Origin of the sequence: Povalibacter sp. (assembly GCF_036520495.1) — a bacterium.
Lineage (GTDB): Bacteria > Pseudomonadota > Gammaproteobacteria > Steroidobacterales > Steroidobacteraceae > Steroidobacter.
Genome location: NZ_DATDJO010000040.1, coordinates 1 through 25,643 on the forward strand (window position 1 = coordinate 1; position 25,643 = coordinate 25,643).

Genomic DNA, 25,643 nt, shown 5'->3' on the forward strand with positions numbered 1-25,643 from the left:
CCACTGCTCACTCGCGCCGCGCCAATCCGATAGTAGTAGAGAACGATTGAGTGCCCATCCGCCCCACCGACATCGAATACCGTCACCGGTCCGCGAGCAGTCCCGATCACGCGAGGGTTGTCGATCCAGGCGCCGTCCCCCGCAATAGAGTTATCGAAGCCAATGAGCTCCTTGCCCTGATGCTGCTGGAGATACTGCCCGACGAAAACCGTAACGCTCCGTCCCTCGAATCGATACTCGCCCATGTCCGAACGATCCGCTCCGGGATAGACAGGGCGCCATGCATCCTGAGTAATGAAAGGTCCGTCCCATCGCCCCGCCCCAGCCGGTAGAACGGATGGCGACGCGACAGCATCACGAATCGGCGCCAAGACATCGATGGCCGGTCCGACGCCAGCCGCGATGATCGCGATGAGCACTCCGCTCAGCCATGACAAAGGCTGCATCGCGCCGCCTGCTGCGGGTTCTGACATTTCCGTTGGCCGCGCCGGCATCCGGCCAGCCAACCAGAAGAACACCGACATGGTGATCACAAAGAGGAACCAGCCAAAGTAATAATGATCCACCGTGATCAGGTAGTGCTGCATGTCCGTCAGGTGTCCGGCGACGATGATGACGTACACCCGGATCCAGTTGCTCGCCATTGCCAGCAGCGCAGCGAGTGCGATTTGCTGCATTCGCACTCGCAGGGAATCACGATGGATCTCGCCATAGATGGCGGCAATGGCCAGCGCCACGATGAAGAAATGCAGGCCGCTGCATCCGCCGGCGATCTCGAACGCGCCGGCCGGAATGTGCACGATGTTGCCCGTGACATAGGCCGGAATCGCGGAGATCTGCAGCAGGTTCCTCACAGCGAACACCGTAATGGACTGGAGGATCTCGTTGCCCACGCTCCAGACCGGCACCGCGAAGTACAGATAGGCGAACGCGAAGCTGAGCTTCCGACCATTGGCCAGACCAAATGCAGCGCACGCCGCAACGATGGCCACTGCGGGCAGCAGTGCCTGGTGAGCCACCTCGATGCCGGCGCGATAAAACAGCAACCAGCACAAGCTCAGGAGGACCAACGCCACCGCGATGAGCCAGTCGGGGGTCCCAGGCCCTTCGATTGATAGACCTGCGCGAACGAGCAGCCAGCCGCACATGGCTGCTATCAGGTAGCCGTGCGTGTAGGTCAGATTGTCGGTGTCGCGCCACGCGTCGAGCAGCGTAAGGACGGTGGGCCAGAAAAGCGCAGTGAGCGCCGCACTCAGGATGACTATTGCCGGAAGACTCGAAAGCCAGGCTTGCCTGGTCTCAACTCCGTGAGTCGTGCGCATCCCTGGATGTACCCCAGGCTCCGCCATTACTGGGGTGCCCGAATTCCATATTTTTCCATCAGATCGTACAGCGTCGGACGGCTGACCCCGATCAGTTCGGCCGTCCTGGAAATATTGCCGTCGGTGATCGACAGCGCCTGGCGAATGGCCTGCCGCTCGGCGCGCGTGCGCACTTCCTTGAGATTGAACAGCAGCGTGCCGTCGACCGATTCACGCAATGCGAGATCCATCGCCGTGATCAGCGAGCCTTCTGCCATGATCAATGCGGTCTTGACCTTGTTCTCCAGCTCGCGAACGTTGCCCGGCCATTCATACGCTTCAAGCGCGGCAATCGCGTCCTCGGTGAAGCCGCGCTTGGGCCGGCCGTGAACGCCGCCGAATTTCCGCAGCAGCGAGTGCGCGAGAACCGTGGCGCCGCCCGGACGATCGCGCAGTGGCGGCACGTTGACCGTAACCTCGCCGATGCGAAAGTACAGATCCTGGCGGAACTGCTGGATGCTGATCAGACCATGCAGATCCTTGTTGGTGGCGCAGACGACGCGAACATTGACGGGGATCTCCTGGCGTCCGCCGACACGCTCGATGACACGGCCCTGCAGAAAGCGCAGCAGCTTGGACTGCAGCGACAGAGGCATATCGCCGATTTCATCCAGGAACAGTGTACCGCCGTCGGCCATCTCGACCTTGCCGATCGTCTGTTTCACGGCACCAGTGAATGCGCCCTTCTCGTGTCCGAAAAGCTCGCTCTCGAGCAGTTGCTCCGGAATGGCAGCGCAGTTGATAGCCACAAACCTGCCATCGCGACGCGTGCTCTGGGCGTGCACGGCTCGTGCGAGCAATTCCTTGCCGGTGCCGCTTTCACCGAGGATCAACACCGACACGTCGGCCGGCGCAATTTTCTCCACCATGCGGCAAACCTTGAGCATCGCCTCATCGGTCGCAATCAGCCCTTCGAACGGAGAGTTGTACTGCGCCTCGCGCAACTGCCTGTTCTGCAATTCGAGTGCATGCATGTTGAAGGCCCGGCTGACGATCAGCCGCAGCACATCCGTGTCGACCGGCTTCTGGTAGAAATCGTAGGCACCGAGCGAGACCGCATGTACGGCATTGTCCCGGTCATGGTTGCCTGTCACGACGATGATCTTCGTCTGCGGCGCCACGCTGAGGATTTCCTTCAGTGTCGTCATGCCCTCGCTGACGCCTTCCGGATCCGGAGGCAACCCCAGGTCCTGCAGCACGACGGGCGGTTCGAACCGACGCAGCAACGCCATCGCTTCGTTGCGGGTGCCCGCCATGAGGACTTCATAGTCGTCAAAGCACCACTTGAGCTGACGCTGCAGTCCGGCGTCGTCTTCGACGATGAGTAACTTGGGCTTGGTATCGTTCACTAAAGACTGCTCCGATTCAGCATGGCTCATTGCATGAGGCCGATGCTCTGTGAGGTATCCATGGGGGTCGCTGCAGAGCTGCCCGGCGCATTGGCCTCAATGGGCAGCGTAATGGAAAAGCGCGTTCCCAACCCGGGACTGCTTTGCACTTCCACCCTGCCTCCCAGCATCTGCACGTATTCTCGCGTCTGATAGGCGCCTATACCCATCCCCTTCGACCCCTTGGTACTGTCGAAGGGCCGGAACAAACGCTCGCGGATGAATTCCGGGTCCATGCCCTTGCCCGTATCGGAAACCACGAGAGTGGTTTCCTCGTGCCCGGAATCGATTTTCACGGAGACCGTCCCGGCGGGCGCCGCATCCTGGGCGTTACGAATCACATGCTCCAGCACCGCCGACAGTCTCTGCGGGTCCGCCTTCACGAAAACAGCGAGATCACTGACCTGCAGATCCGGCACCGGGGTCCTCAGACTGCAGCGATCGACGGCATTGCGGACCATATCGTCGAACCGGACTGACTGCAGCGGTGCGCTGGTCGCCGACTGACGCAATTGCTCGATCAGCCGCGTCATCCGCTCGACGGTGTTGTCGATCGTTTCGATCGCGTCGTCTACGAACTCGGGATTGTGCTTGTGCCTCTGCGCGTTCGCCACGATCAACTGCAGCTGGGCCACCGAGTTCTTCAGATCATGCATCATGAATGCAGTGAGCCGATTGTAGGCTTCGAACTGGCGGCTCTCCGCCAGGCGCCGGTCGGCATCGTTTTGCGCCAGCTGCGTCGCCACGTGCCTCCCCACGGTCTTGAGCAGATCGCGATCCTCGTACGTCAGTTCGAACGGCGGCGGGGGCTCATACAGAACGAAGATTCCGCACAGCCGATCGAGTTCCAGCAACGGCGAAACGATGCGCAGATTTGCATTGGTGGTCAACCACGATGGCAGTTCGATGTTCTCGTAGACATCGGGCATCCGCTGATATTCGCGCAGATCGATGATCCACTGCCGCTTGCGCACGAACCGGACGAGATCCGAGTCTTCGCGCAACGACGTCAGTCCGCTCACATCTTCGAGCTTCATTGGCCATGCGCTCACCGGCACGAATTGACGTTCGCGCTCGTCGAGCAAGAACAGCACCCCGGCTGGACTATCGAAAATCTGGGCCACCGCGCGAATGGCAGTGCGACGGACGTCCTCCTCGCTAGTCGTCGACAGTGTGCGGATGAAGCGCAGCCATTCAAGTCGATAGTCGTACTTGTTGCTGTAGAAATGCTTGTTGATGAAGACGATGGCCTGTCGGCGCAGCGTCCCGGAGGCGAGCAGGAATGTGAGCACCACAGCCGCACCCGCAAAGAACAGTATCTGACCGACGCTTCCCCAGGTCCCTCCAAGATCGCGAATGACGTAGCCGGCCAATGCCATGGCGATCAGGTAGATGCCGACGGCCACGAACGTGGACGAGTAGAACACGACCTGTCGGGAGATGAAGATTTCGAGCGACCACTGCGGATTTCTACGCACGGCCAGAGCGAGCAACGGCACTGCAAGCGCCGTCACCACTCCACGGACGGTCCACGCGTCGACCGAGAGCCCGCGCAGCAGTTCGGCCTGCGAAAACAGAAAGAGATCGTAGGCAAACATGCTACCGATACCCAGCACGGCGTAGCGCAGCGCATTGCGACCGGCATGAGACGCATTGCGATAGATCTGCTCGAGCAGCATCAGTGCGCACAATGTCAGCGCGAGGCCCGCGCGCGACAGCAACATCGACGCATCCGCCACCGCCGCAAACTGCGGCAGCCATGGCGCGGCGATACCCAGCAGCAGCAAACCGACCCATAGAACGTTCGCGCCGGTCAACAACAGCCGCGGGGCGGTGGCGCGCGCCAACTCGGTCAGCACCATTATCCAGCCGGCAGTGCGCAGAACTTCGGCGACGTAAATGACCAACGTCGGAATGGTGCCGAGCCGGGATTCTGCTGCCAGCAGGAAAGCCCAGACGGAGGTCATCGCAGTGGCGACGATAAGCCTCGCACCGACCTTGCGCCCGCGCCAGCTGATCGCCAGCAATAGCGTGAGGAACAGGAAACTCAGCCCTGCGATACCGTAGCTCGCTACTGCCAGATTGCTCATCGAATAAGACCCGAAGTCCAGATCAGTGGCCGGAGGCTGCCGGCGCCATCCGTTCAGCTCACGCTAACGGGCGCCCTTGCCCCACACGATGACTTCCACTGTCTGCAGGATGATCGCCAGGTAGAACAGCAACGAGTGATTCTTGACGTAGAACAGGTCGTACTGCAGTTTTTCCAGGGCGTCCTGCTCGGAGGATCCGTACGGATAACAGAGCTGGGCCCACCCCGTGATTCCCGGCTTGATGGTATGCCGCTCCCGATAGTACGGAATGCGCTCGTTCAACTGTGCCACGAACTCCGGGCGTTCGGGGCGCGGTCCGACGAAGCTCATGTGACCTCGCAGAACATTGAGGATCTGCGGCAGCTCATCGATTCGGGTGAGACGGATGAAAGAGCCCACCTTCGTGACACGATTGTCGTTCTTCTGCGCCCATTGAGCGCCATGGCGTTCCGCGTCTTCGCGCATGCTGCGGAATTTGAGCAGCTTGAACGGCTTGCCGTACTGACCCACGCGCACCTGCCGATAGAAGACGCTGGCATGGGGGCCCTCCGTGACCTTGATGGCGATCATGGTGAGCACCATGATCGGCAGCGTCACGATCAGCAGGAGCAGGCTGGCTATCAGATCGAATGCGCGCTCCAGCGATCCGTGGACGCGACCCTGCTTGAATCCCTCGGAGAAGATCATCCAGCTGGGATTCAACACGTCCAGGCGCACCTTGCCGGTTTCCCGCTCAAGGAAGGTGATCAGTTCGATGATCTCGAGACCATCCAGGCGGCATTCCAGCAACTCCTCCATGGGAAACTGTCGTCGGCGATCGTCCATCGCAACCACGATTTCATCCACCGCCAGGCGATTGCAGATCGCGAGCAGGGAATCCGGGGATTTGATTCGCTCGGCCTCGGGCACGCCGTCCGGGTCGTCCCCGTCAGCGGCCACGTACCCCACTGGCACGAACCCACGGCGATCGGAGCGGCGGCGCAAACGGGAAATGCTCTGAGCACGCTTACCGGATCCGTAGATCAACACACGCCGCTTGAAGACATCCTCGTCCGCCACCCGATCAAAGATGATCCGCGCAATCGCCGCACCAACGAATCCAAAGGCTGCTGAGAACATCACCGCGGCGCGTCCCACCTCCAGACTCGGAATCAGGTAGAACACGACAGCGATCAGCAGAACCCCTCCCAGCACGCTCGCCCCCACCCTCGCCAGCAAGCCAATCAAACGTGACCGCTGGCGGGCGTTGTACAGCCCCATCGCCGTCATCGACAGAAACATGACCCCCGCGAAGAGCACTCCCTGCGGCAAGACGTCGGTGGTCAACAGAGCGTCCGAGCGCAGTGCAGGATCCAGCCCCAGAAAAACGGCCAGGCACAATCCCAGGAGGAACAGAGATGCCTCGACCACGGCAAGAAGCGCTAGCGGAAGCTGCCAATAGTGCTGAAATATTCTTATCGCCACTTCTTCCGATGCCTTTGATCAACTGGATGCCGGGTTTCCGGGAGGGATGTGGACGGCGAGGAGCCGATCCGCAGATTCAGATATTTCACTGAAACGAGGCTGGGTATCGACCCCCTAGGCCGACCCTCTGCAAGCGAGCGAAGTCTAATCACTTAACCATCACAGTCGCGTGAAAGGATTCACACCCACTACTGTCAAATCGCTGCATCCGGCGGGCGGCAAACCCTCAATTGACAATCATTCGCATTTCCATTTAGATTTGTGCATCGTAAATTTTCCGATGCGGACCGAACCATGTACGTCTGTCTCTGCAATGGGATCAGTGACCGCCAGATCCGCGAAGTTGTCGACCGCGGCGCCGGATCGCTGCCGGAAGTGCAGTGCTACCTCCCGGTCGCTAACTGTTGCGGCCGCTGTGAGGACACGGCTCAGGAAATTATTACCGGCCAGGTCGCGACGACCAATCGATCAGCCTGAGTGATTTGTATTAGCTCTTCGGTTCCTATCCTCAGGTAAATCCTCGACTTTTTTCCCTATCTTGCATTGCCTACCGGCACGCTCTCCGACAAGATCCGGCTGTTCAGTTCTCTCGTCGTACATCGGAGCGTCGTAATGCAGGGTAATCCCGCCATCGTCAGGCATCTCAATGTGGTCCTCAAGAATGAGCTGACCGCAATCAACCAGTACTTCCTGCATTCCCGCATGTTCGACAACTGGGGGCTGAAGCGACTGGGCCAGCACTCGCATGCGGAATCCATCGACGAGATGAAGCACGCCGACAAACTGATCGAGCGCATCCTGTTCTTGGATGGCCTGCCGAATCTGCAGGATCTGGGAAAGCTGCTCATCGGCGAAAACGTACAAGAAGCCCTGGAATGCGATCTGAAGCTGGAAATGCAGGCGCATCCTGACCTGAAGGCTGCGATCGCGGATTGCGAGAAAACAGGCGACTACGTTTCCCGCGAGATCTTCGAGCGGATTCTGGAATCAGAAGAAGAACACATCGACTGGCTTGAAACCCAGCTCAGCCTCATCAAGCGACTTGGACTGGAGAACTATTCCCAGCTGCAGGTCGAGAAGTCCTGATACTCCACCCGCACGATCGCCTTCTCAGGCGATCGTCTTTGTCGCAATGCTGGACAGCATGCTTTCCAGGCCCGCGCTGTTCACAGCGACCACCGCAAAAAACCAGGCCCCTGAGCCGAGGTTCTCCAGGACATAACTACTCAGCGACGGGTTGGTGATCGACACAGCTTGGGTCAGGTCGTCTGCCGATCGCCCATAAAGGATTTTGAAACCCGCCAGATCGATCAAACTCGATCCGTCGGTGTTCAGGGTCGGGGTGACCCAAGACAGTGTTGCGCTGCCCGTAGCCACTGCAGACACGTTGATCGCGAAAGACGCTAGCGACGCCGTGGCCTGGCCATCCGACACGGATATCGTGATTCCCTGATAGGCCCCAACGTCCCCCGCTGTGGGCGACCCGGTAATCCGCCCGGTGCTGGGACTCAGCGATAGCCAACCAGGCAGGTTTGCCGCGCTGAATGTCAGCGTATCGCCATTGGCATCATTTGCGATCGCCTGGAACGTATAAGCCTCACCCACCGTCACCGCAGTGCCTGGCCGCCCCTGAATCGTCGGGGATGCATTCGCGCCCGTAACCGGCGGAGGATTCGCCTGAGGGGAAGTACCGCCGTCACCGCCGCCGCCCCCGCAGCCTGCAATCGAGAGCGCAGTCAGAAGGGTCAGCATCACGCCGCGCCGTATTCGCATAGTGCTCCAAGCTCGGTATCGGGGATCAGCCACGAATATGCAGCTGCCTGATAGTTCGCTATCAAGAGTTATGCCAAGGGACCGGGCAAAGAGTTTTTACTGGAATATCAAATGGATGCGCAGACGCATACAGCGCCCGCCAGGGTACGTTCGTCGCAAACGAGCGACACTGCATGCGCCGCAAACACGGCAAGTCAGCGCAACGGCTTGAATAAGTAAGACTTACGTCCTGTCGGACAGCAGCGACACCGGGGTTGTCGCTCGCTGGAAGGAAGTGGCGTCCCCAAAGGGATTCGAACCCTTGTTACCGCCGTGAAAGGGCGATGTCCTAGGCCTCTAGACGATGGGGACGCACGCAAACCGATGGGACTTGGTGGAGCTAGCCGGGATCGAACCGGCGACCTCTTGCATGCCATGCAAGCGCTCTCCCAGCTGAGCTATAGCCCCACGCGGGAGGCGCGCAATGTATTGAAGGGTCCTGAGCCTGTCAAGAAAACTTCAATGCAATTTCGATACATCAGTCGATAACCGCTAACGCAAACGCGTCACGCCGCGAGCGCGAACTTTCTGGCCGCATCGATGCGCTCCAACGTGACCTGTCGACCAAGCACCTCCAGTGTCACGTCGATCGGCGGCGACACCGTTGTGCCAGATACAGCGACACGAATCGGCTGAGCGACTTTCCCCAGCCCGACGTTCAAAGTCGTCGCAACGTCGTTGACCGCCTCATGGATGGCAGATGCCTGCCAATCCGGAAGGGCAGCGAGACGCGCATGGACGGCGTCGAGCACCGGCACACTTTCCGGAGTCAGATTCTTCTTCGCCGCCTTTTCATCGTAGCCGTCGATGTTTGCGAAAAAGAACCGGCTGTTCTGCGCCATTTCTTTCAATGTCTTCGCCCGCTCCTGCTGCGCCTTCGCAACTGCAGCGACCTTGGCATCGTCGTCCACGGCGATACCGAGCATCGCGAGCTGGAACCTGAGGTGCGGCACGAGCGCTTCCGGCGTCGCACGCATGATGTGCTGCTGATTGAGCCACATCAGCTTGTCAGGATTGAATGCCGAAGCGGATTTGTTCACGTCGCCAATGTCGAACAAGGACTGCATTTCGGCCAGCGTGAAGACCTCCTGGTCACCATGTGACCAGCCGAGTCTCACCAGGTAGTTGAGCAAGGCCTCCGGCAGGAACCCTTCCTCCCGGTACTGCAGCACGCTCACGGCACCATGACGCTTCGAGAGCTTCGCGCCGTCCGCGCCGAGAATCATGGGCACATGCGCGTAAACGGGCAACGTCGCGCCCAGCGCCTTGAGCATGTTGATCTGCCGGGGCGTGTTGTTGAGGTGATCGTCACCGCGAATCACGTGCGTCACCTGCATATCCATGTCATCCACGACGACGCAGAAGTTGTAGGTCGGCGTGCCGTCAGAACGCGCGATGATCAGGTCATCCAGTTCGGTGTTCTGGAATTCCACATTGCCGTGGATGACGTCCTCCACCACGACGGATCCGTCGAGTGGATTCGCGAAACGAATGACCGGGTCGACGCCGGCACGAGGCTCGGTGCGGTTGCGACAGGTACCGTCGTAGCGCGGCTTCTGCTTCGCAGCTTCCTGCTTGCTGCGCATCTCCGACAGTTCTTCCTTGGTGCAGTAGCACCGATACGCGTGCCCGCTCTGGATGAACTTCGCCAGTACTTCGCCGTACCGGCCCATGCGACGGGTCTGATAGAACGGCCCCTCATCGGCCGAAAGACCCAACCATTCCATGCCGTCGAGAATGACCTGCGTGGCCTCCTCGGTGGAACGCTCGCGATCCGTATCCTCGATGCGCAACACGAAGGTTCCGGCATGCCGCCGGGCATACAACCAGGAAAACAGCGCCGTGCGCACGCCGCCGATGTGGAGCATGCCGGTGGGACTGGGAGCGAAGCGGGTACGAACGGACATAGGGTCCTTGGGCTGCGGATGCAGAGCGGGGCGTCTTAAGAGTTGTTGTCGCTGGTGCGACCATCTATTCAACCTTCCTCACCGCGAATTGCACGCGCAACTCGTGGCGGGAAAGATTGGTGGGCGGTACAGGGATTGAACCTGTGACCCCTGCCGTGTGAAAGCAGTGCTCTACCGCTGAGCTAACCGCCCGAACCGTTGGACCGGCCCCGAAAACGGGTGCGTAGTGTAGGGACCGCCACCGGGACGGTCAACGCACACGTTGACGAACTTTTACCCCGACGAAACCGTCCGCAATGGCGGCGGCCGATTGAGCATCAGCCAGTACAGCCCCAGATTGCTGACGGCTTCCACGAAAGCACCGAACTCAACCGGTTTGCGGACATAGCTGTTCGCGCCCAGGTTGTAGCTGGCGAGGACGTCCGCATCCTGGCTGGACGAGGTGAGGACCACGATGGGAAGCATCTTCGTGCGCTCGTCGGCACGCAGGCGCCGCAACACACCCAAGCCATCGAGCTTCGGCAGCTTCAGATCCAGAAGGATGACGGTGGGAAGCCGGGAAATATCGCGCCCCGCGTACTGCCCCTGCCCCGCCAGAAATTCGATCGCCTCGACTCCATCGCGAACAACGATGATCTCGTGCGCAAGATTGTTCTTTCTCAGACTGAGAAGCGTCAGCTCCTCGTCGTCCGGATTGTCTTCGACCAGCAAGATGTACCGATCCGTCATCGCTGCTCCTCAGCAACGCCAATTGCCCCACCTTCCCCTTATTGTTCAGCGCCTGCCTTGGGGAAGCCTTTTCGAGAACCGCCCCGACAATGCTCAGGACGATCAACACACGCGATGTCATCAGATCCTACGCGATGTGAAGCAGAAAAAATGCAGCCTTACTGCTCATAATAAAGCGCGCCCGCCAGGCAGCGTGGAGCAGTTGCATGGACAACCTGGCCCCATGCGAGGGGCTTCACCTGTAGCTGAAATAGGGATTCGCAGATTTCGAGGGCATGACGCATGCCTTCCCGCGGGAAAACCCCTAATACTTACGCTTAGTGTGCGTCTTCACCCCCAATCAATTCGAGGAGCTCCGCTGTCTTCTCGCGCATGAGCGCAGCATCTCCGCGACTCTCCACGTTGAGACGAATCAACGGTTCGGTATTCGAAGAGCGCAGATTGAAACGCCAGCGATCGAACTCGATCGACAACCCGTCAGTAAAATCGATCGACAGGCTTCCCGGCTGATACCGCTCTTGTGCACGAGCGATGGTTGCTTTGGCATCGGCCACCTTGCGATTGATTTCGCCACTCGCGGGAAATTGAGCAATACGCTCCCCAACCAGCGCCGACATCGGCTTGCCGGTCTCACACAAGAGCTGGGCGACCAGCAGCCATGGGATCTGGCCACTGTCGCAATAACCAAACGCCCGAAAGTAATGGTGAGCACTCATTTCGCCGCCATACGCGGCGTCAGCCTCCCGCATCACGTCCTTCATGAAGGCATGCCCGGACTTCGACATGACCGACTTGCCCCCAAGCGACTCGACCATGTCCAACGTCGCCCAGGTGAGACGCGGGTCATGAACGATGCGGGCACCTGGCTCGCGGCGCAGGAACACCGACGCGAGCAGGCCGACGATGTAGTACCCCTCGATGAACGCTCCTGATTCATCGAACAGGAAGCAGCGATCGTAGTCGCCATCCCACGCAACGCCGAGGTCGGCCTTATGCTGGCGAATCGCGCGGGTCGTCGACGCGCGGTTGTCCTCGAGCATCGGATTCGGCACACCATTGGGGAAGGTGCCATCTGGCTCGTGATGAATCTTGATGAATTCGAACGGCAGATGGGGTTCGAGCAAATCCACGATGGCACCGGCGCCGCCGTTGCCCGCGTTGACGACGATCTTCAACTTTCTGAGCCTGGACCGATCGAGGTACGAGAGCAGATGATCGATATACTTCTGTCGCGTATCGATTTCGAAGCGCTGCCCCTGGCGCGACGGAGCGGAATATGAATCCGCTTCAGCAATCCGCTGAATCTCCTTGAGACCCGTGTCGCCACTGATGGGGCGCGACTGCTCGCGTACGAATTTCATGCCGTTGTAATCGGGAGGGTTGTGACTGGCGGTCACCATCACCCCACCGTCCATGCTCTCGGCGAAGGTCGCGAAGTACACGCCCTCGGTCCCGCACAATCCGATGTCGTACACGTCAACACCGGAATCCAGCAAGCCGCGCGTGAGCGCCTCGCACAACTCATTGCTCGACAATCGGATGTCGCGCCCGACGACTATGCGCTTTGGCTTCAGAAACTCCGCGTAGGCGCGCCCGATGCGGTAGGCAACGTCAGCGTTGAACTCGTTAGGAATACGTGCGCGGTAGTCGTAGGCTTTGAAACCGGTGATCGGCTGCATGGCGAAATATCGATTCGTGTTGGAGAAAAACGCGGAAGCTGCTCATTTCCATCGCTGGCGTTCTCAGTCTTCCGGACTTGCGAGACTGTGAGGCCAGCAGCAGGTCGATCATGCGACGGCCACTTCCGCGAAGATCGGATGATCAAGCGACAGCTTACCGTAACCAAAATCAGCTGCCAGCATGAGATCCGGATGCAGCCTGGCAACAGACCCCCGTGCAACTCGCAGGATAACGAATGAGTTCCGACGGCGTGCCTCGCCCGCCGCCTTGGGCGATATTCGCCGACGCGAAGATCGCTGCAGTCTCGATCTGATCGGCAAGAAATCCGCTACCGTCTTCAGGAAAGCGGGCGGCAATGCTGTGAGCCGCCCTCGCAAGAAAACGGCTATACCTACTGCCCCTCGCGTCCGTACTTATCCTCGAACCTCACGATGTCATCTTCGCCCAGGTAGGTTCCTGATTGCACCTCGATGATGTGCAGCGGGATCTTGCCGGGATTGGCGATACGGTGCTTTGCGCCCAATGGGATGTAGGTCGACTGATTCTCTTCCAGCAGGAACGTCTCATCATCGCGCGTGATACGCGCGGTGCCGGCAACGACGATCCAATGCTCGGCACGGTGATGATGCATTTGCAATGACATCTCCGCACCCGGCTTGACGATCAGACGCTTCACCTGAAAGCGCTCGCCGGCATCGATGCTGTCGTAGCTGCCCCAGGGACGAAACACTTCACGATGCATCAGCGTCTCGTAGCGCCCTTGCTTCTTGAGCTGAGCCACGAGTTGCTTCACGTCCTGAACGCGATCCTTGTGCGCGACCAGCACCGCATCCTTGGTTTCCACGACCACGTGATCCTTCAATCCAACGGCAGCCACGAGGCGACTGGTGGATTGCAGGTAGCAACCCGTGGTGTCCTCGACCAAGACATCGCCCAGGCATACGTTCCGATTCGCATCGGCGGGAACCGCCTCATGCAACGCTGACCACGATCCAACGTCGCTCCATCCTGCGTCGAGCGGCACGACGACTCCATGCTGCGTCTTTTCCATCACCGCGTAGTCGATCGAGTCGCTACGACAGGCACCGAACTCTTTGGCGGGAAGTCGCGTGAAATCCAGATCACGCTTCGCTGCAGTGAATGCCTGCGCGCAAGCCTGATAGATATCCGGCGCGAGCGCACGAAGCTCATCGAGGATGACCGTCGCCCGAAACAGGAACATACCGCTATTCCAGTAATACTCTTTCGACTCCACATAGCGCGTGGCCGTCGCGATATCCGGCTTCTCCACGAACTCGGCAATGGGATAGGTCGGCCCCTCACCTGCCGCACGCTTGATGTAGCCATAGCCTGTTTCCGGTTTGTCAGGCACGACGCCAAAGGTCACGAGCTTGCCCTGCTCGGCCGCCTGGCGACCGATCTCGATAGCGGCACGAAATGCCGCGACATCTTTGATGACATGATCGGCCGGCAGCACCAGCAATAACGCCTCGTCATTCGCGCGTGTGTTGCCCGAATCACCCGTCACTGCGGCCATCGCTGCGATGGCCAGGGCCGGCGCGGTATTGCGACCGACGGGCTCGAGAAGAATCGATTGAGGATTCGCACCGATCTCACGCAGCTGCTCAGCCACCAGAAACCGATGACTCTCGTTACACACGACGATGGGTTCGCCAACGCTTTCCGCCGCGCTGACACGCGCCAGCGTTTCCTGGAGCATCGTTCCCTTGGCCACCAGGGGCAGCAGCTGCTTGGGATAGAGCTCTCGCGACAACGGCCACAATCGCGTGCCGGACCCACCAGAAAGGATGACTGGAATCAGCACAGGCTGTCACCGCGCCCGATTGCGTAATAGCTGAGCCCGAAGCGCTTCACGAACGCGGGATCGTAAAGATTGCGCCCGTCGAAGATCACCGGCTGCGTCAGCGCAGATTTGATCGCCTCGAAATCAGGACTGCGGAACTCCTGCCACTCGGTGATGATCGCCAAGGCGTCTGCGCCCTGCAGCGCCTCCGGCGCACTGTTCACGATCGCGAAATCCGGACGTTCGCCGTAGATGCGCTGCGTTTCATGAGCTGCGACTGGATCGTAGGCACGCACTTTCGCGCCCGCCTCCCACAGACGCTCCATGAGCACCCGGCTGGGAGCCTCGCGCATATCGTCCGTGTTGGGCTTGAATGCCAGACCCCACAACGCAATGGTGCGGCCTTTGAGCTTGCCGTCGAAATAACGCTGAATCTTCTCGAACAGCACTTCCTTCTGCCGCTTGTTTACTCCTTCCACCGCATTCAGAAGCTCTGCATTGAACGAATGATCGCGCGCGCTGCGCGACAACGCCTGGACGTCCTTCGGGAAACAGGAACCGCCGTAGCCGGCGCCCGGATAGATGAAGTGATAGCCAATGCGCGGGTCCGAGCCGATGCCGAGACGGACCTTCTCGATGTCCGCACCCATACGCTCGGCGAGGCTCGCCAGCTCGTTCATGAAGCTGATCTTGGTGGCCAGCATCGCGTTGGCCGCGTACTTGGTCAACTCAGACGAACGTACGTCCATGACGATCATGCGATCGCGGCTACGGGTGAACGGATCGTAGAGCGCCTTCAGCAGCTCGCCCGTCCGGGGGTTGTCCGTCCCAACGACGACTCGATCCGGCTTCATGAAGTCGTTGATCGCTGCACCTTCCTTGAGGAATTCCGGATTCGAGACGACATCGAATTCGAAACTGACGCCGCGCGCCTTCAGGGTGGCATCGATCTTCGCCTTGACCTTGTCGGCCGTTCCCACCGGGACCGTCGACTTCGTCACCACCACCCGGTACTCGTTGATGTGTGTCCCGATCGACTCGGCGACCGCCAGGACATATTTGAGGTCCGCGGAGCCGTCCTCGTCCGGGGGCGTGCCCACCGCAATGAACTGAAAAAGACCGTGCTTGACGCCTTCTGCGGCGTCCGTGGTGAAGGTGATGCGACCCGCCGCGATGTTCTTTTTCAGAAGCTCGGTGAGGCCAGGCTCGAAGATCGGGGATTCCCCGCGCTTCAACATCTCCACCTTGCGTTCATCCACGTCCACGCAAAGGACATTGTTGCCAGCTTCGGCAAAGCAGGCGCCCGTCACCAAACCGACATAACCCGAGCCAAAGATTGTTAAACGCATCAATAACTCACGGAAGTATATGGAAAAATTATGGCGCAGCAGCTTAGCCGAAGGCCCCTGGAACTACCAACGGATTTCCGCCGCACTGCATCGCAACCCGACCCGAGCCCCTCCAACGCGTCATGGACCTAAGAGATCCAAGAAACAGGCCACATCAAGCGACTCACGACCGCAGGAATAATTTCACCCAAATGTGATTTCCTGCGAGGGAATTCCCCGACGGATGTCGCTTTATTTATTGGGAACCACTGAACGACCTACGGAAGGGTCCGACAGCTCCCCCAGGGAGGTTCGGCAGGCCGTGCACGGATGCACACAGTTGGGCGGGCATTCAACAGGGAACGAATGTCGGCCCAATCAAGCTCAGGACTAATAAAGAGCTGGCCTGCCGACCTACATCGCGATGAGGCGAAACAGCGGATTGGAATCCGCCAGCGTTCCGCGTTGATTCGCCTGGGGGAGTAAAGAATTCCGATTAATTCGGTGTTCGACCTTTGGGCCCGGCTTCAGCCGGACGTCCCCAGCTACCGTCGCAGCCGCCCCAGCGGCCAACTTCGCGGGAATCTGTTGCCCTTGCTCTGAGCGTCTCTGCCGACCCGACCCATGCCGTCCGCTCATGAAAGATGGCCGGAGAAGGCAATCCTCCCACGCCTCCTCCGGCCGAATCCCGAGCGACTCTCATCTCCCGGAATCAGTCCCTGAAACACCAGTCCCGGGACACCACAGGCCATCCCTGCCCTGTGTGTCGATACTCTGACTTTCCTGCAGCTCGTGGAGACGCTGAATATTTGTGCGATTTGCACAGAATTGCGTGGCGCGCCAATGCGCGTTACCCGTATGTTGAAACTGAGCGCGTCGACCTAACGCTGCTTCCAGATCGTCCTGTACTTACCGGAGACAGCCGCCTGATCCTCTCGAGGCTCCTGTCGGCGTCGAATCACAAGGCCACTGCCAAATACGACGTGATATGTAATTCCAAGCGTCATCCAGCCCAGGAAAAGCCATCCGTCGGCGATGGCATTCAAATGTCCCGCCACGCCAATTGCCGCGAAAAGCGTGGCGGTCAGCAATACGATCTGAGCTACTCGCCGCGACGAATAGCCGAAACGACGCAGAATATGATGCAAGTGCTCGGAGTCGGCGTGAAATGGCGATTTTCCTTGAGAAACGCGCCGAACCATGCTGCTGAAAAGGTCATAGATCGGCAACGCAAAGATCCAGAGGATCACGACAGGACTGATTGCTCGAACCGGCTCCTGAGACACTTCGATACTCACCCACGCTAGCGAGAAGCCGAGCATGGTGCTGCCTGCATCACCCATGAACGCTCGAACGTTTTTCGTCCGCTTCGAAGGCCAGTTGAAAACGAGGAAGCCGAGAATGCAGCCCACAAGAGCCGCGATGATCGGGAGGTACTGCCCCGCGCCGCTCATCACGCAGGCAAAGCCAAGAAATATCGAAGCGATGAACGCCTGAATTCCGGCGACGCCATCGCTGCCATCAAACATGTTGAACGCATTGATCGCTGTCAGCACGATCAGAACCGTGAAGATGACCGAGCCCCACCCAAGTTCAAGCGCCTCACCGAAGAACGGAGCGCCTAGGTCTCTCGCCGATACCCCAGCACCTCCAACCATCAAGAGGCAAGCACATACTTGTGCAAGAAATCGCACGGATGGCGGCAAATCATAGCGGTCATCCAATGCGCCGATTAAGACCAGCACCAGAACGGACGTGACAAAAAAAGGAAAACCCTGAACAGACTGATAGCCGTACAGGGTTCCGACGACAAGTCCGACAGTCATGGCGAGACCGCCGATAACAGGTATCTCCCCAATATGGGTTTTCCGGCCACCAGGCTTGTCGATAAGACCCAACCCGCGGGCAACTGGACGTAGCGCGAACATGAAAAGAATAGTGACGAGAAGTGGTAGACCTATCTGGATTGTTATCCCTGACATGATTCCTTCCAGGTTATACAGTCTTAAAAAGTGGCCAGATTTCTCAGTATTGAGACGGCGCACTGGAACGGGCCATAACCGATAACTATTGGCTAGTGGCAATCATAGCCGCCTTCTGCCGTCCGAACTTTGCTTCTTTTGTAACGCCATGTCGCGGAGAGTAGACACAGCGCCCGGCGCAGGCCAGCGCTCCACGGTCAAGTCGCTCGGCTCCCGATATTTGCCGCTGTGCGCGGCTCTCTCCCACGATTCATTGCCCAGATACCAGTCGACCGTAGGGTGAACCTACCGATGTCAGCGATCCGTAGACTTCTTCCCTAACTCTCCCGTTGCGGACCAACGGCTCGAACAATGCGCCAGTCGTGACTACCTTGGGGGCGGATGGCTCCCTCGCCGCGGAGCTTGCTTGAGCCACTGTCGCGGCGGCTTCAGCGTTTACAGGATAAGCGCGGTCCCACTCCGCTCGATTGACCGCTGTGTACTCAGTCGCGTCGATCAGCACCGAATAGGCGGAACTCCTGAACCGATCCAACCGATAGGGAACGAATCCCAGTCATCCGGGCTGCCACGCAGATGGCTTCGGGCGAACAAGGAAGACCAGCGGGGCACATCAGCGTCGTCCTAATCGCGAACAACGTCTACCCATGTTAAAGTCGTATCCGTTCAACCGATGAACAGACGCAGTGCCGGACAGCCGCCCAGACATGAGATCGACTATCGGCTTCTGAGTCAGATTGCTGACCAGAACAGCAACCAGCGTGACCTCGCTCAGCGCATGGGTGTCAGCGTCGGCAAGATCAATTACTGCTTGCGCGCCGTCATCGATCGAGGCTGGGTCAAGGTGGATAATTTTCGGCGAGCAACAACGAATGGGCTTATGCCTATTTGCTGACGCCAAGTGGGGTGAGCGTCCAGGTTTGCCTCGCCCGCGCCTTCCTGGAGCGGAAGGAACTAGAGTTTGAACAGTTGCAGCGTGAAATTCGGACGCTGCGCCAGGCAATTGGTCCGAGCGATAGCAAGAAATGAATAGCAACACCCAGATACAGCGATCGCGGCATGGTCGGCGGTGCCTTGGTGCGGAAGCTGCGAATCATTGATTCCAACAAAGTCCTTACACGCTGTCGCGATGAACGGGACCCGCTGGACCAGCGCGCCGCCGGCGATTCCCGCCTGTGAGCGGCACCCAAGTCAACAACCTCTACCGAGTCGACCTCCTCGTATGAGAACCTCGTCATCGAGGCTAACGGGCCGCTTGTTGGCGACGTCAATTCGATCAACTACCAGCCCTCAGCGCTGGACACATTCCGGGACACCTATGCGCTCGTCATCATCACCAAGTGGTAAGGAGCTTCACCAGCCTGACCTCGCCCAGATCAGGTCTCCACTGCGCAGCTCTCTCACCTTCGACGCGCGCCTGGAGCCGATGACCGGGCGTGCCGCCGATTCCGAATACACAGGCATTGGCCGCGCGTGAATGCTTGTACATTCGTCCCGTCATCCCGGCGCCGCGCGCTTATCTGCGGCGTGAGCGGGCAGGACGGCGCCTACTTGGCGCGGCTGCTGCATAACATGGGATACGAGGTCTTCGGCAGTTCGCGCGACGCCTTCGCTGCCCGCCGCGACGGGTTGGCAGCCGTCGGTGTCACCGCGCATGTTCAGCTTCTCTCGATGGCCCCGAACGACTTCCGCAGCGTGCTGCAGACCGTTAACAGGGTCGAGCCCGACGAGATCTACAACTTAGCCGGCCAGAGTTCAGTTGGACTCTCATTCGACCAGCCGGTCGAGACCATTGAAAGCATCTCTCTCGGCACGTTGAACCTTTTGGAGGCGATCCGATTTGTCGAACGGCCTATTCGCTTCTACAACGCTGGTTCCAGTGAGTGTTTCGGCGACACGGGAGCGACGCCCGCATCAGAAATCACACCCTTTCGTCCGCGCAGTCCGTACGCAGTTGCGAAGGCCTGCGCGCACAATCTGGTGGCCAACTACCGCGACGCCTACGCCATGCACGCCAGCACGGGCATCCTTTTCAATCACGAGTCGCCGCTGCGGCCCGAGCGCTTCGTGACGCAGAAGATCGTACGTGCTGCAGCGCGCATCGCCGCCGGTTCCGACGAAGTCCTCAAGCTAGGCAATCTGGACATTCATCGCGACTGGGGCTGGGCGCCGGAGTATGTCGAGGCGATGTGGCTGATGCTGCAACAGGACCAGCCGCGCGACTTCGTCATCGCCACTGGCCGCACGATCGCGTTGAAGGATTTCGTGGCCACAGCGTTCAGCCACTATGGCTTGAACTGGCAGACGCACGTACAGCACGACCCCTCGCTGGTTCGCCCGACTGACATCCGCTCCGGTGCCGCCGATCCAGGTGCGGCGCTGCGGCACCTGGGATGGCAGGCCTATGTGTCGGCAGAGGAGGTCGTCGCGAGAATGTGTGATGCCGTCAGTGACATTGTCTCTGCCGGCGGCGCCTCCGAGCACCAGTCGCAGTGACGCCCGTCGATCCCCCTGCGTCGCCCACGAACGCTATTTAAACTGTGGAACGCGGATCTTTGAAGGGTGCTCAGGCAACCCTGCGCGAATGGTTCGCTGGAAGCGAAAGCCGCAGACGCGTACTGGTCAATTCGGGCTGGCTGATCTTCGACCGCGGGATCCGGGCGGTCGCCGGGCTGTTGGTCGGCGCCTGGATGGCGCGGTACTTGGGCCCGTCGCAGTTCGGTCTGCTGAGCTATGCGCTGGCCTTCACTGCGCTGTTCCAGGCTATCGCGAACCTAGGTGCCGATGCCATCGTCGTGCGGGACATTGCACGTGACCACGACGCTGCAGCGGAGATTCTTGGCACCGTGCTGGCTTTGCGCCTGACAGCAGGCGGGATCTGCTGGATGCTCTGCGTCAGTGCGGTGGCTGTACTCACCGGCGACAGGCAAACCGTCGTGTTGACAGCTATCATCGCGGCATCGCTTGTCTTCCAGTCTGCCGATACGGTCGACCTCTGGTTCCAGAGCCAGATGCTGAGCCGCCTCACGGTGGTCGCCAAGCTCGGCGCCCTATGCCTGTCCACAGCACTCAAGGTGGTGCTGATCCTGGTCGAAGCCCCCTTGGCTGCATTCGCGGCTGTCGTCGCACTGGATGTAGCGGCTTGCGCCTTGGCAATGTCCTATGTGTATCGCCTCCACCCGACGGCCGGACCGTGGAAGCGGGTGCGGCAACGCGCGCTACCGCTCCTCAAGGAATCCTGGCCGCTGCTGGTGAGCGGCTTGTCGATCATGATCTACATGCGTATCGATCAGATTGTGATCAAGCAGATCCTGGGCGATACGGCACTTGGCATCTACGCGGCAGCGCTGCCGCTGTCACAGATTTGGCAGGTGTTGCCTATGACGCTGATAACGAGCTTGGCGCCATTTATCACGCGCCGGAAGGCCGCAGATGAAGCGTCTTACCAGAGACTGCTTGTATTGGTTTTCAGAGGCTTCTTCTACTTGGGAGTGGGGGTCACACTTCTGACGTGGCTGATCTCCGAGCCGCTGGTCCGGCTGCTGTTCGGCACGGCATTCTCGGAGGCAGTCCAAGTGGCGAACATTCACGTCGCGTCCAATATCTTCTGCTTTCTGGGCCTCGCGCGCAGCCTGTGGCTGATCAATGAGCGACGGTTTGCGGTGTTGCTCTGTGGCACCTTGCTGGCCGGCGCAACGGGCATCCTCTTGAACTGGCTTCTCCTGCCGCGCATCGGCGTCGTGGGCGCGGCCTGGACCGCAATCGCAGTGCAGTTCGTCGCTTGCTTTCTCATTAATTTGGTTCTCGAACCCAAGAGCTTTCGGATGCAGCTGGAAGCCATCTTCTTCTGGAAGTCCTAAGCATGCGCGCAAGTACAACACCGGATATCCTGCGAATTGGTCGCGGGCGCTTTTAGCTAAACTACGCGAAACGGACATACCTGATGAACCGAATCCTCGTTACCGGCGGTGCCGGCTTCCTCGGTTCGCACCTGTGCGAACGCCTACTTGCGCGCGGCGACGACGTGCTGTGTGTGGACAACTTCTTCACCGGCGACAAGCGCAACGTCACGCATTTGCTACAGCACCCGCACTTCGAGTTAATGCGCCATGACGTGACCTTCCCCCTCTACGTGGAGGTCGAGCGCATCTTCAACCTTGCCTGTCCCGCCTCACCCATCCACTACCAGCATGACCCGGTGCAGACCACCAAGACCAGCGTGCACGGCGCCATCAACATGCTGGGCCTGGCCAAGCGTGTGAAGGCCCGCATCCTGCAAGCGTCCACCAGCGAGGTCTACGGCGACCCCGAGGTGCACCCCCAGCCCGAGAGCTACTGGGGCCGCGTCAATCCGATCGGCATGCGCAGCTGCTACGACGAAGGCAAGCGCTGCGCCGAAACGCTGTTCTTCGACTACCACCGCCAGCATCGGCTGGAAATCAAGGTGGTGCGTATATTCAACACCTACGGTCCGCGCATGCACCCGAACGACGGGCGCGTAGTCAGCAACTTCATCGTGCAGGCACTGCGTGGCCACGACATAACCATCTACGGCGACGGCAGCCAAACACGCAGCTTCTGCTACGTCGACGATCTGATTGAAGCAATGCTCCGCATGATGGACACGCCTGCGGACTTCCCTGGCCCGATAAACATCGGCAACCCGGGCGAATTCACAATGCTGGAATTGGCCGAGAAGGTGCTCCATTTGACGAACAGTCGTTCGAAACTCGTTTTTCAGCCGCTTCCTGCCGACGATCCGAAGCAACGCCAACCGGACATCAGTCTGGCGAAGGAGCGTATCGACTGGGAACCGAAGGTCGCATTGGGCGACGGGTTGACGGAAACGATTACCTACTTCCGCAAACTCCTCGCGGAATGAGCACGCGCAGCCCCGTTCTGTTCATCGTATTCAACAGACCGGACACAACTCGGCGAGTGTTCGAGGCCATCCGCGCAGCACGACCTCCCCGGCTATACGTGGCTGCCGACGGGCCACGCCCGCACAAGGCAGGAGAGGTTGAACGCTGCGAAGAGGTGCGCCGTATCGCCACGGCAGTGGACTGGCCGTGCGAGTTGAAGACGCTGATGAGCGATGAGAATCTCGGCTGTAAAGTTGGCGAATCGTCCGGCATGAACTGGTTTTTCGAGAACGAGCTCGAAGGTATCGTTCTCGAAGACGACTGCCTCCCGGATCCCTCTTTCTTCACTTACTGCGACGATTTGCTGGAGCGCTACCGAGATGACCCACTGGTGATGCACATCAGCGGCGACAACTTCATCTCGGACACGTGGAAGCCAGAAGAAAGTTACTATTTCTCGCAGTACGTCCACGGCTGGGGTTGGGCAAGCTGGCGCAGGGCTTGGCAGCACTACGACGTTGACATGCGCAGTTGGCGCTCAGGCAACAAGCGTGAGTTTTTGGAACGCGCCCTGCCGGGCCAGCCCGATGCCCGCCTATTTTGGGGCGACATCTTCGACCGCACAGTCAACGGGCAGATCGACACTTGGGACTATCAGTGGGTCTATGCGTGCTGGAAACAGGGCGGCCTGTCTTGCATGCCAAAGATCAACCTGATCTCCAACATCGGGTTTGGCGAAGGCGCAACGCATACTTCAAACCCTGACGGTAAACATGCACGCCTTGGGGTAGGTTCGCTCGACACGCCGCTGAAGCATCCCACCGTCATCGAGGCCTCGGTGTACGCAGACCGCTGGTCTAGCGAGAATGTTTTCGACATCCCGAACGAGATCTGCATTGTCAAACGCTGGAACAGAAGACTTAGAGGCAGGCTGGGGAAACTGCTGCGAGGCACGGGGTGAGGTGCCTGGACGATGGCGCTTGCTACGGAAAGGAGGATGGACAGTGAACAGCCCTAAGCAGATTCTTGTCATTGGAGCCACAACCTCAATCGGGCAGGCCGTCGTTCAACGCTTCGCGGACAGCGGCGCGCGACTACTGGTCACCGGACGCAGCAGTAAGGTGCCCACGCCGCCGGGAGCCGACATCACCGCCCAGACATTGGACCTGCTCGACGCAGCATCGCTGGACACTTTCGAAGCGCAGGTTCTGCCGCGATTCGGCAAGCTTGACGTGGCGGTGTTTTTGGCCGGCATCCTGCCCGGCAAGGCGTTGGTCGACTACGACGACCCCTTAATGAATGAGGTGATGTCGGTCAACTTCCTCGGCCAAGCTGCGCTGCTGCGCAGGTTGCTGCCGCACTTCAACTCCGGCGCGCACGTCATCTTTGTGTCCTCCATTTCGGGCGAACGGGGCAGTTTCGATCCCATCTATGCCGCATCCAAGGCTGCGCAGATCGCATTCGTCAAGTCGCTGGCGACCTGGCTGGCGCCGGCGCTGCGCGTCAATGCGATCGCGCCAGCGTTGATCGCGGACAGCAGCATGTTCAATGCGATGGCGCCCGAGCGCCGTCAGCATCACCTCAATCAGACACCCACCAAGCGCCTGACGACCAAGGAAGAGATCTCCGGCGTGATCCTCAGTTTGTGCGAGCCGGCCTGGGCGAACGTCAACGGTCAGGTGATCCGCATCAACGGTGGCACCTATGTCTGAAGGTAGGCAACCAAACGCCATATATCTTCGCCGGGGCGCCGGCACCCAGTGAGCTCCATGCCCAAAACACCTTCCATCGCCGTTGTCGGTTGCGGCATCTTCGGGGCCATGACTGCCATGCGGCTGTCCGAGCGGTGCGCAACCACAACCGTGTTCGAACGACAGGACGCCCCGCTGCGCGGCGCATCGTTCAACAACCAGAACCGACTGCATCTGGGCTTTCACTATCCGCGCGACGACGAGACAGCTCGCCAGTGCATCCGCGGCTTCCAGCGCTTTCGAGACGCGTTTCCCGAATGCGTGCTTGACGGTTTCACCAACGCGTACTTCATTGCCCGCGAGGGTTCATTCGTCACGCCGGAACAGTACCTCGCCTTCTGCCGCCGCATGGGCTTGCGCCACGAGCAAGTGGACCCGTCGAACTTCTCGCCGCCAGTGCGGCAGGTGGCGCTCGGTGTCACATGCGACGAAGTCGTCTACGACTGCGGCATCCTTCGCGGCCTGGTGCTCGACCGACTGACCGGTGCTTCCATTCGCCCGCACTTCGGGCAAGCGGTGACGCGCATAATTAGGGATGGTGCGCGCTTCCTGCTTGAGGCCGGTGGTCGGATGGAGGGCCCGTTCGATGCCGTGGTGAACTGCACATATGCAGACGTGAACCGCTTGACCGAGCAACTGGGCCACGTGGCACCAAAGCTGCAGTACGAATACACGATGGTCCCGATCTTGGAATGGGATCGACCGCCCGTAGGCATCACGGTGATGGATGGCCCGTTCATGACCGTCCTGCCCTTCGGCCGCACCGGCAGGTTCCTGCTCTACCACGTCGCCCACACCGTGGTAGAGCGGCATGTGGGCGACCAGATGCCTGAGACCTGGCTGGATCCTTCCAACGCACCGCCAACCCGTGTTGATGCGCAAGCGTTATTCGAGCGCATGCGCGAGACCTGCAGCACCTTCGTGCCGGAACTGGCGCAAGCACGGCTGACGGGCTTCCTGCACGGACCGAGGGTCGTGCTGGCCAACCGCGACAGCACCGATGCCCGTCCGTCGATCATCCAGCGTCACGAAGATCGCTACATCTCGGTGTTCACCGGCAAGATCGACCACTGCATGTGGGTCGCAGACGATGTCTCCGATTTGCTTCTCAGCACGAGACTCGGCACTTAGCGTGTGCACAGAGGTTGCCAACAGCCTGACCATGCCAGACGCAGGACCTCAAGTTACACTGGCGGTGCTCCGGAGAGGTTCCCAGCAATTATGGCTTGGCAGTATTCCACCCCAACCCCGTCCGTCGCCCATCCCGCATGACCACCCATACTCTCGTTACCGGCGGTGCCGGCTTTCTCGGTTCGCACCTGTGCGAACGCCTACTTGTTCGCGGCGACAACCTGCAGTGTGTGGACAACCTCTTCACCGGCGACAAACGCAACGTCACGCACCTACTGCAGCACCCGCACTTCGAGTTGATGCGCCATGACGTGAAGCACACCTTCAGCCGAGAGAACGAGGTGACTGCCTCGTCGG

The 25,643-nt window shown here is 59.7% G+C and carries 20 protein-coding genes, 3 tRNA genes and 1 pseudogene; 10 read left to right on the plus strand and 14 right to left on the minus strand.

Going from position 1 to position 25,643, the window contains the following annotated elements; translation table 11 throughout:
• The 4 genes from xrt to VIZ63_RS15395 all read right to left on the minus strand — a co-directional run.
• The coding region (xrt, locus tag VIZ63_RS15380; RefSeq protein WP_331610558.1) for an exosortase at positions 1-1,322 on the minus strand (1,322 nt) is incomplete at its 3' end.
• Between the two features lie 26 nt (positions 1,323-1,348).
• Entirely contained in the window at positions 1,349-2,740 is a 1,392-nt protein-coding gene (gene prsR, locus VIZ63_RS15385; protein WP_331610559.1) for a PEP-CTERM-box response regulator transcription factor, read from the minus strand.
• On the minus strand, positions 2,737-4,839 hold the full coding sequence (gene prsK, locus VIZ63_RS15390) for an XrtA/PEP-CTERM system histidine kinase PrsK (RefSeq protein ID WP_331610560.1): 2,103 nt from the start codon (positions 4,837-4,839) through the stop codon (positions 2,737-2,739). The genes prsR and prsK overlap by 4 nt, the downstream gene beginning before the upstream one ends.
• Before the next feature lie 63 nt (positions 4,840-4,902).
• Complete coding sequence (locus VIZ63_RS15395; RefSeq protein WP_331610561.1) at positions 4,903-6,303, minus strand: TIGR03013 family XrtA/PEP-CTERM system glycosyltransferase; 1,401 nt, start codon at positions 6,301-6,303, stop codon at positions 4,903-4,905.
• Between the two features lie 294 nt (positions 6,304-6,597).
• Between VIZ63_RS15395 and VIZ63_RS25660 the strand changes: the two genes are divergently transcribed.
• Both VIZ63_RS25660 and bfr read left to right on the plus strand, forming a co-directional pair.
• Complete coding sequence (locus VIZ63_RS25660; protein ID WP_414703802.1) at positions 6,598-6,780, plus strand: (2Fe-2S)-binding protein; 183 nt, start codon at positions 6,598-6,600, stop codon at positions 6,778-6,780.
• 135 nt (positions 6,781-6,915) lie between these two features.
• The gene (gene bfr, locus VIZ63_RS15400) at positions 6,916-7,389 is read left to right on the plus strand and encodes a bacterioferritin (RefSeq protein ID WP_331610562.1); all 474 of its coding nucleotides are present in this window, start codon (positions 6,916-6,918) and stop codon (positions 7,387-7,389) included.
• A gap of 24 nt (positions 7,390-7,413) precedes the next feature.
• Here bfr and VIZ63_RS15405 read toward each other — a convergent pair whose 3' ends face one another.
• From VIZ63_RS15405 to VIZ63_RS15450, 10 genes are all read right to left on the minus strand, one after another.
• Positions 7,414-8,055 carry a putative Ig domain-containing protein gene (locus tag VIZ63_RS15405; RefSeq protein ID WP_331610563.1) on the minus strand — a complete coding sequence of 214 codons (642 nt, stop codon included), beginning with the start codon at positions 8,053-8,055 and terminating at the stop codon, positions 7,414-7,416.
• Positions 8,056-8,351: 296 nt separating this feature from the next.
• Positions 8,352-8,427: transfer RNA gene (locus VIZ63_RS15410), tRNA-Glu, on the minus strand.
• A 20-nt stretch (positions 8,428-8,447) separates the two neighbouring features.
• Positions 8,448-8,523: transfer RNA gene (locus VIZ63_RS15415), tRNA-Ala, on the minus strand.
• A 98-nt stretch (positions 8,524-8,621) separates the two neighbouring features.
• Positions 8,622-10,022 (minus strand): glutamate--tRNA ligase, encoded by a 1,401-nt coding sequence (gltX, locus tag VIZ63_RS15420; RefSeq protein WP_331610564.1) that lies wholly within the window; start codon positions 10,020-10,022, stop codon positions 8,622-8,624.
• A 117-nt stretch (positions 10,023-10,139) separates the two neighbouring features.
• Positions 10,140-10,214: transfer RNA gene (locus tag VIZ63_RS15425), tRNA-Val, on the minus strand.
• Between the two features lie 81 nt (positions 10,215-10,295).
• Entirely contained in the window at positions 10,296-10,751 is a 456-nt protein-coding gene (locus VIZ63_RS15430) for a response regulator (RefSeq protein WP_331610565.1), read from the minus strand.
• 317 nt (positions 10,752-11,068) lie between these two features.
• Positions 11,069-12,430, minus strand: coding sequence for a phosphomannomutase CpsG (locus tag VIZ63_RS15435; RefSeq protein ID WP_331610566.1), 1,362 nt, complete (start codon positions 12,428-12,430; stop codon positions 11,069-11,071).
• A gap of 392 nt (positions 12,431-12,822) precedes the next feature.
• Positions 12,823-14,256, minus strand: coding sequence for a mannose-1-phosphate guanylyltransferase/mannose-6-phosphate isomerase (locus VIZ63_RS15440; protein ID WP_331610567.1), 1,434 nt, complete (start codon positions 14,254-14,256; stop codon positions 12,823-12,825).
• Positions 14,250-15,584 carry a UDP-glucose/GDP-mannose dehydrogenase family protein gene (locus VIZ63_RS15445; protein ID WP_331610568.1) on the minus strand — a complete coding sequence of 445 codons (1,335 nt, stop codon included), beginning with the start codon at positions 15,582-15,584 and terminating at the stop codon, positions 14,250-14,252. The genes VIZ63_RS15440 and VIZ63_RS15445 overlap by 7 nt, the downstream gene beginning before the upstream one ends.
• Positions 15,585-16,444: 860 nt before the next feature.
• On the minus strand, positions 16,445-17,608 hold the full coding sequence (locus VIZ63_RS15450; RefSeq protein WP_331610569.1) for an MraY family glycosyltransferase: 1,164 nt from the start codon (positions 17,606-17,608) through the stop codon (positions 16,445-16,447).
• A gap of 607 nt (positions 17,609-18,215) precedes the next feature.
• Here VIZ63_RS15450 and VIZ63_RS15455 point away from each other — a divergent pair.
• From VIZ63_RS15455 to VIZ63_RS25430, 8 genes and pseudogenes are all read left to right on the plus strand, one after another.
• A complete protein-coding gene (locus VIZ63_RS15455; RefSeq protein WP_331610570.1) occupies positions 18,216-18,437 on the plus strand; it encodes a winged helix-turn-helix transcriptional regulator in 222 nt (73 codons plus the stop codon).
• A 656-nt stretch (positions 18,438-19,093) separates the two neighbouring features.
• The gene (locus VIZ63_RS15460) at positions 19,094-20,038 is read left to right on the plus strand and encodes a GDP-mannose 4,6-dehydratase (protein ID WP_414703803.1); all 945 of its coding nucleotides are present in this window, start codon (positions 19,094-19,096) and stop codon (positions 20,036-20,038) included.
• 59 nt (positions 20,039-20,097) lie between these two features.
• Positions 20,098-21,402, plus strand: coding sequence for a flippase (locus VIZ63_RS15465; RefSeq protein ID WP_331610572.1), 1,305 nt, complete (start codon positions 20,098-20,100; stop codon positions 21,400-21,402).
• Positions 21,403-21,485: 83 nt separating this feature from the next.
• A complete protein-coding gene (locus VIZ63_RS15470) occupies positions 21,486-22,424 on the plus strand; it encodes a UDP-glucuronic acid decarboxylase family protein (RefSeq protein WP_331610573.1) in 939 nt (312 codons plus the stop codon).
• The gene (locus tag VIZ63_RS15475; RefSeq protein ID WP_331610574.1) at positions 22,421-23,365 is read left to right on the plus strand and encodes a hypothetical protein; all 945 of its coding nucleotides are present in this window, start codon (positions 22,421-22,423) and stop codon (positions 23,363-23,365) included. Before VIZ63_RS15470 ends, VIZ63_RS15475 begins: the two co-directional genes overlap by 4 nt.
• A gap of 43 nt (positions 23,366-23,408) precedes the next feature.
• On the plus strand, positions 23,409-24,116 hold the full coding sequence (locus VIZ63_RS15480) for an SDR family oxidoreductase (protein WP_331610575.1): 708 nt from the start codon (positions 23,409-23,411) through the stop codon (positions 24,114-24,116).
• 57 nt (positions 24,117-24,173) lie between these two features.
• On the plus strand, positions 24,174-25,286 hold the full coding sequence (locus VIZ63_RS15485) for an FAD-dependent oxidoreductase (protein WP_331610576.1): 1,113 nt from the start codon (positions 24,174-24,176) through the stop codon (positions 25,284-25,286).
• A 137-nt stretch (positions 25,287-25,423) separates the two neighbouring features.
• Positions 25,424-25,600 (plus strand): annotated as a pseudogene (locus VIZ63_RS25430) (GDP-mannose 4,6-dehydratase); the annotation flags it as partial.
• Between the last annotated feature and the right edge of the window lie 43 nt (positions 25,601-25,643).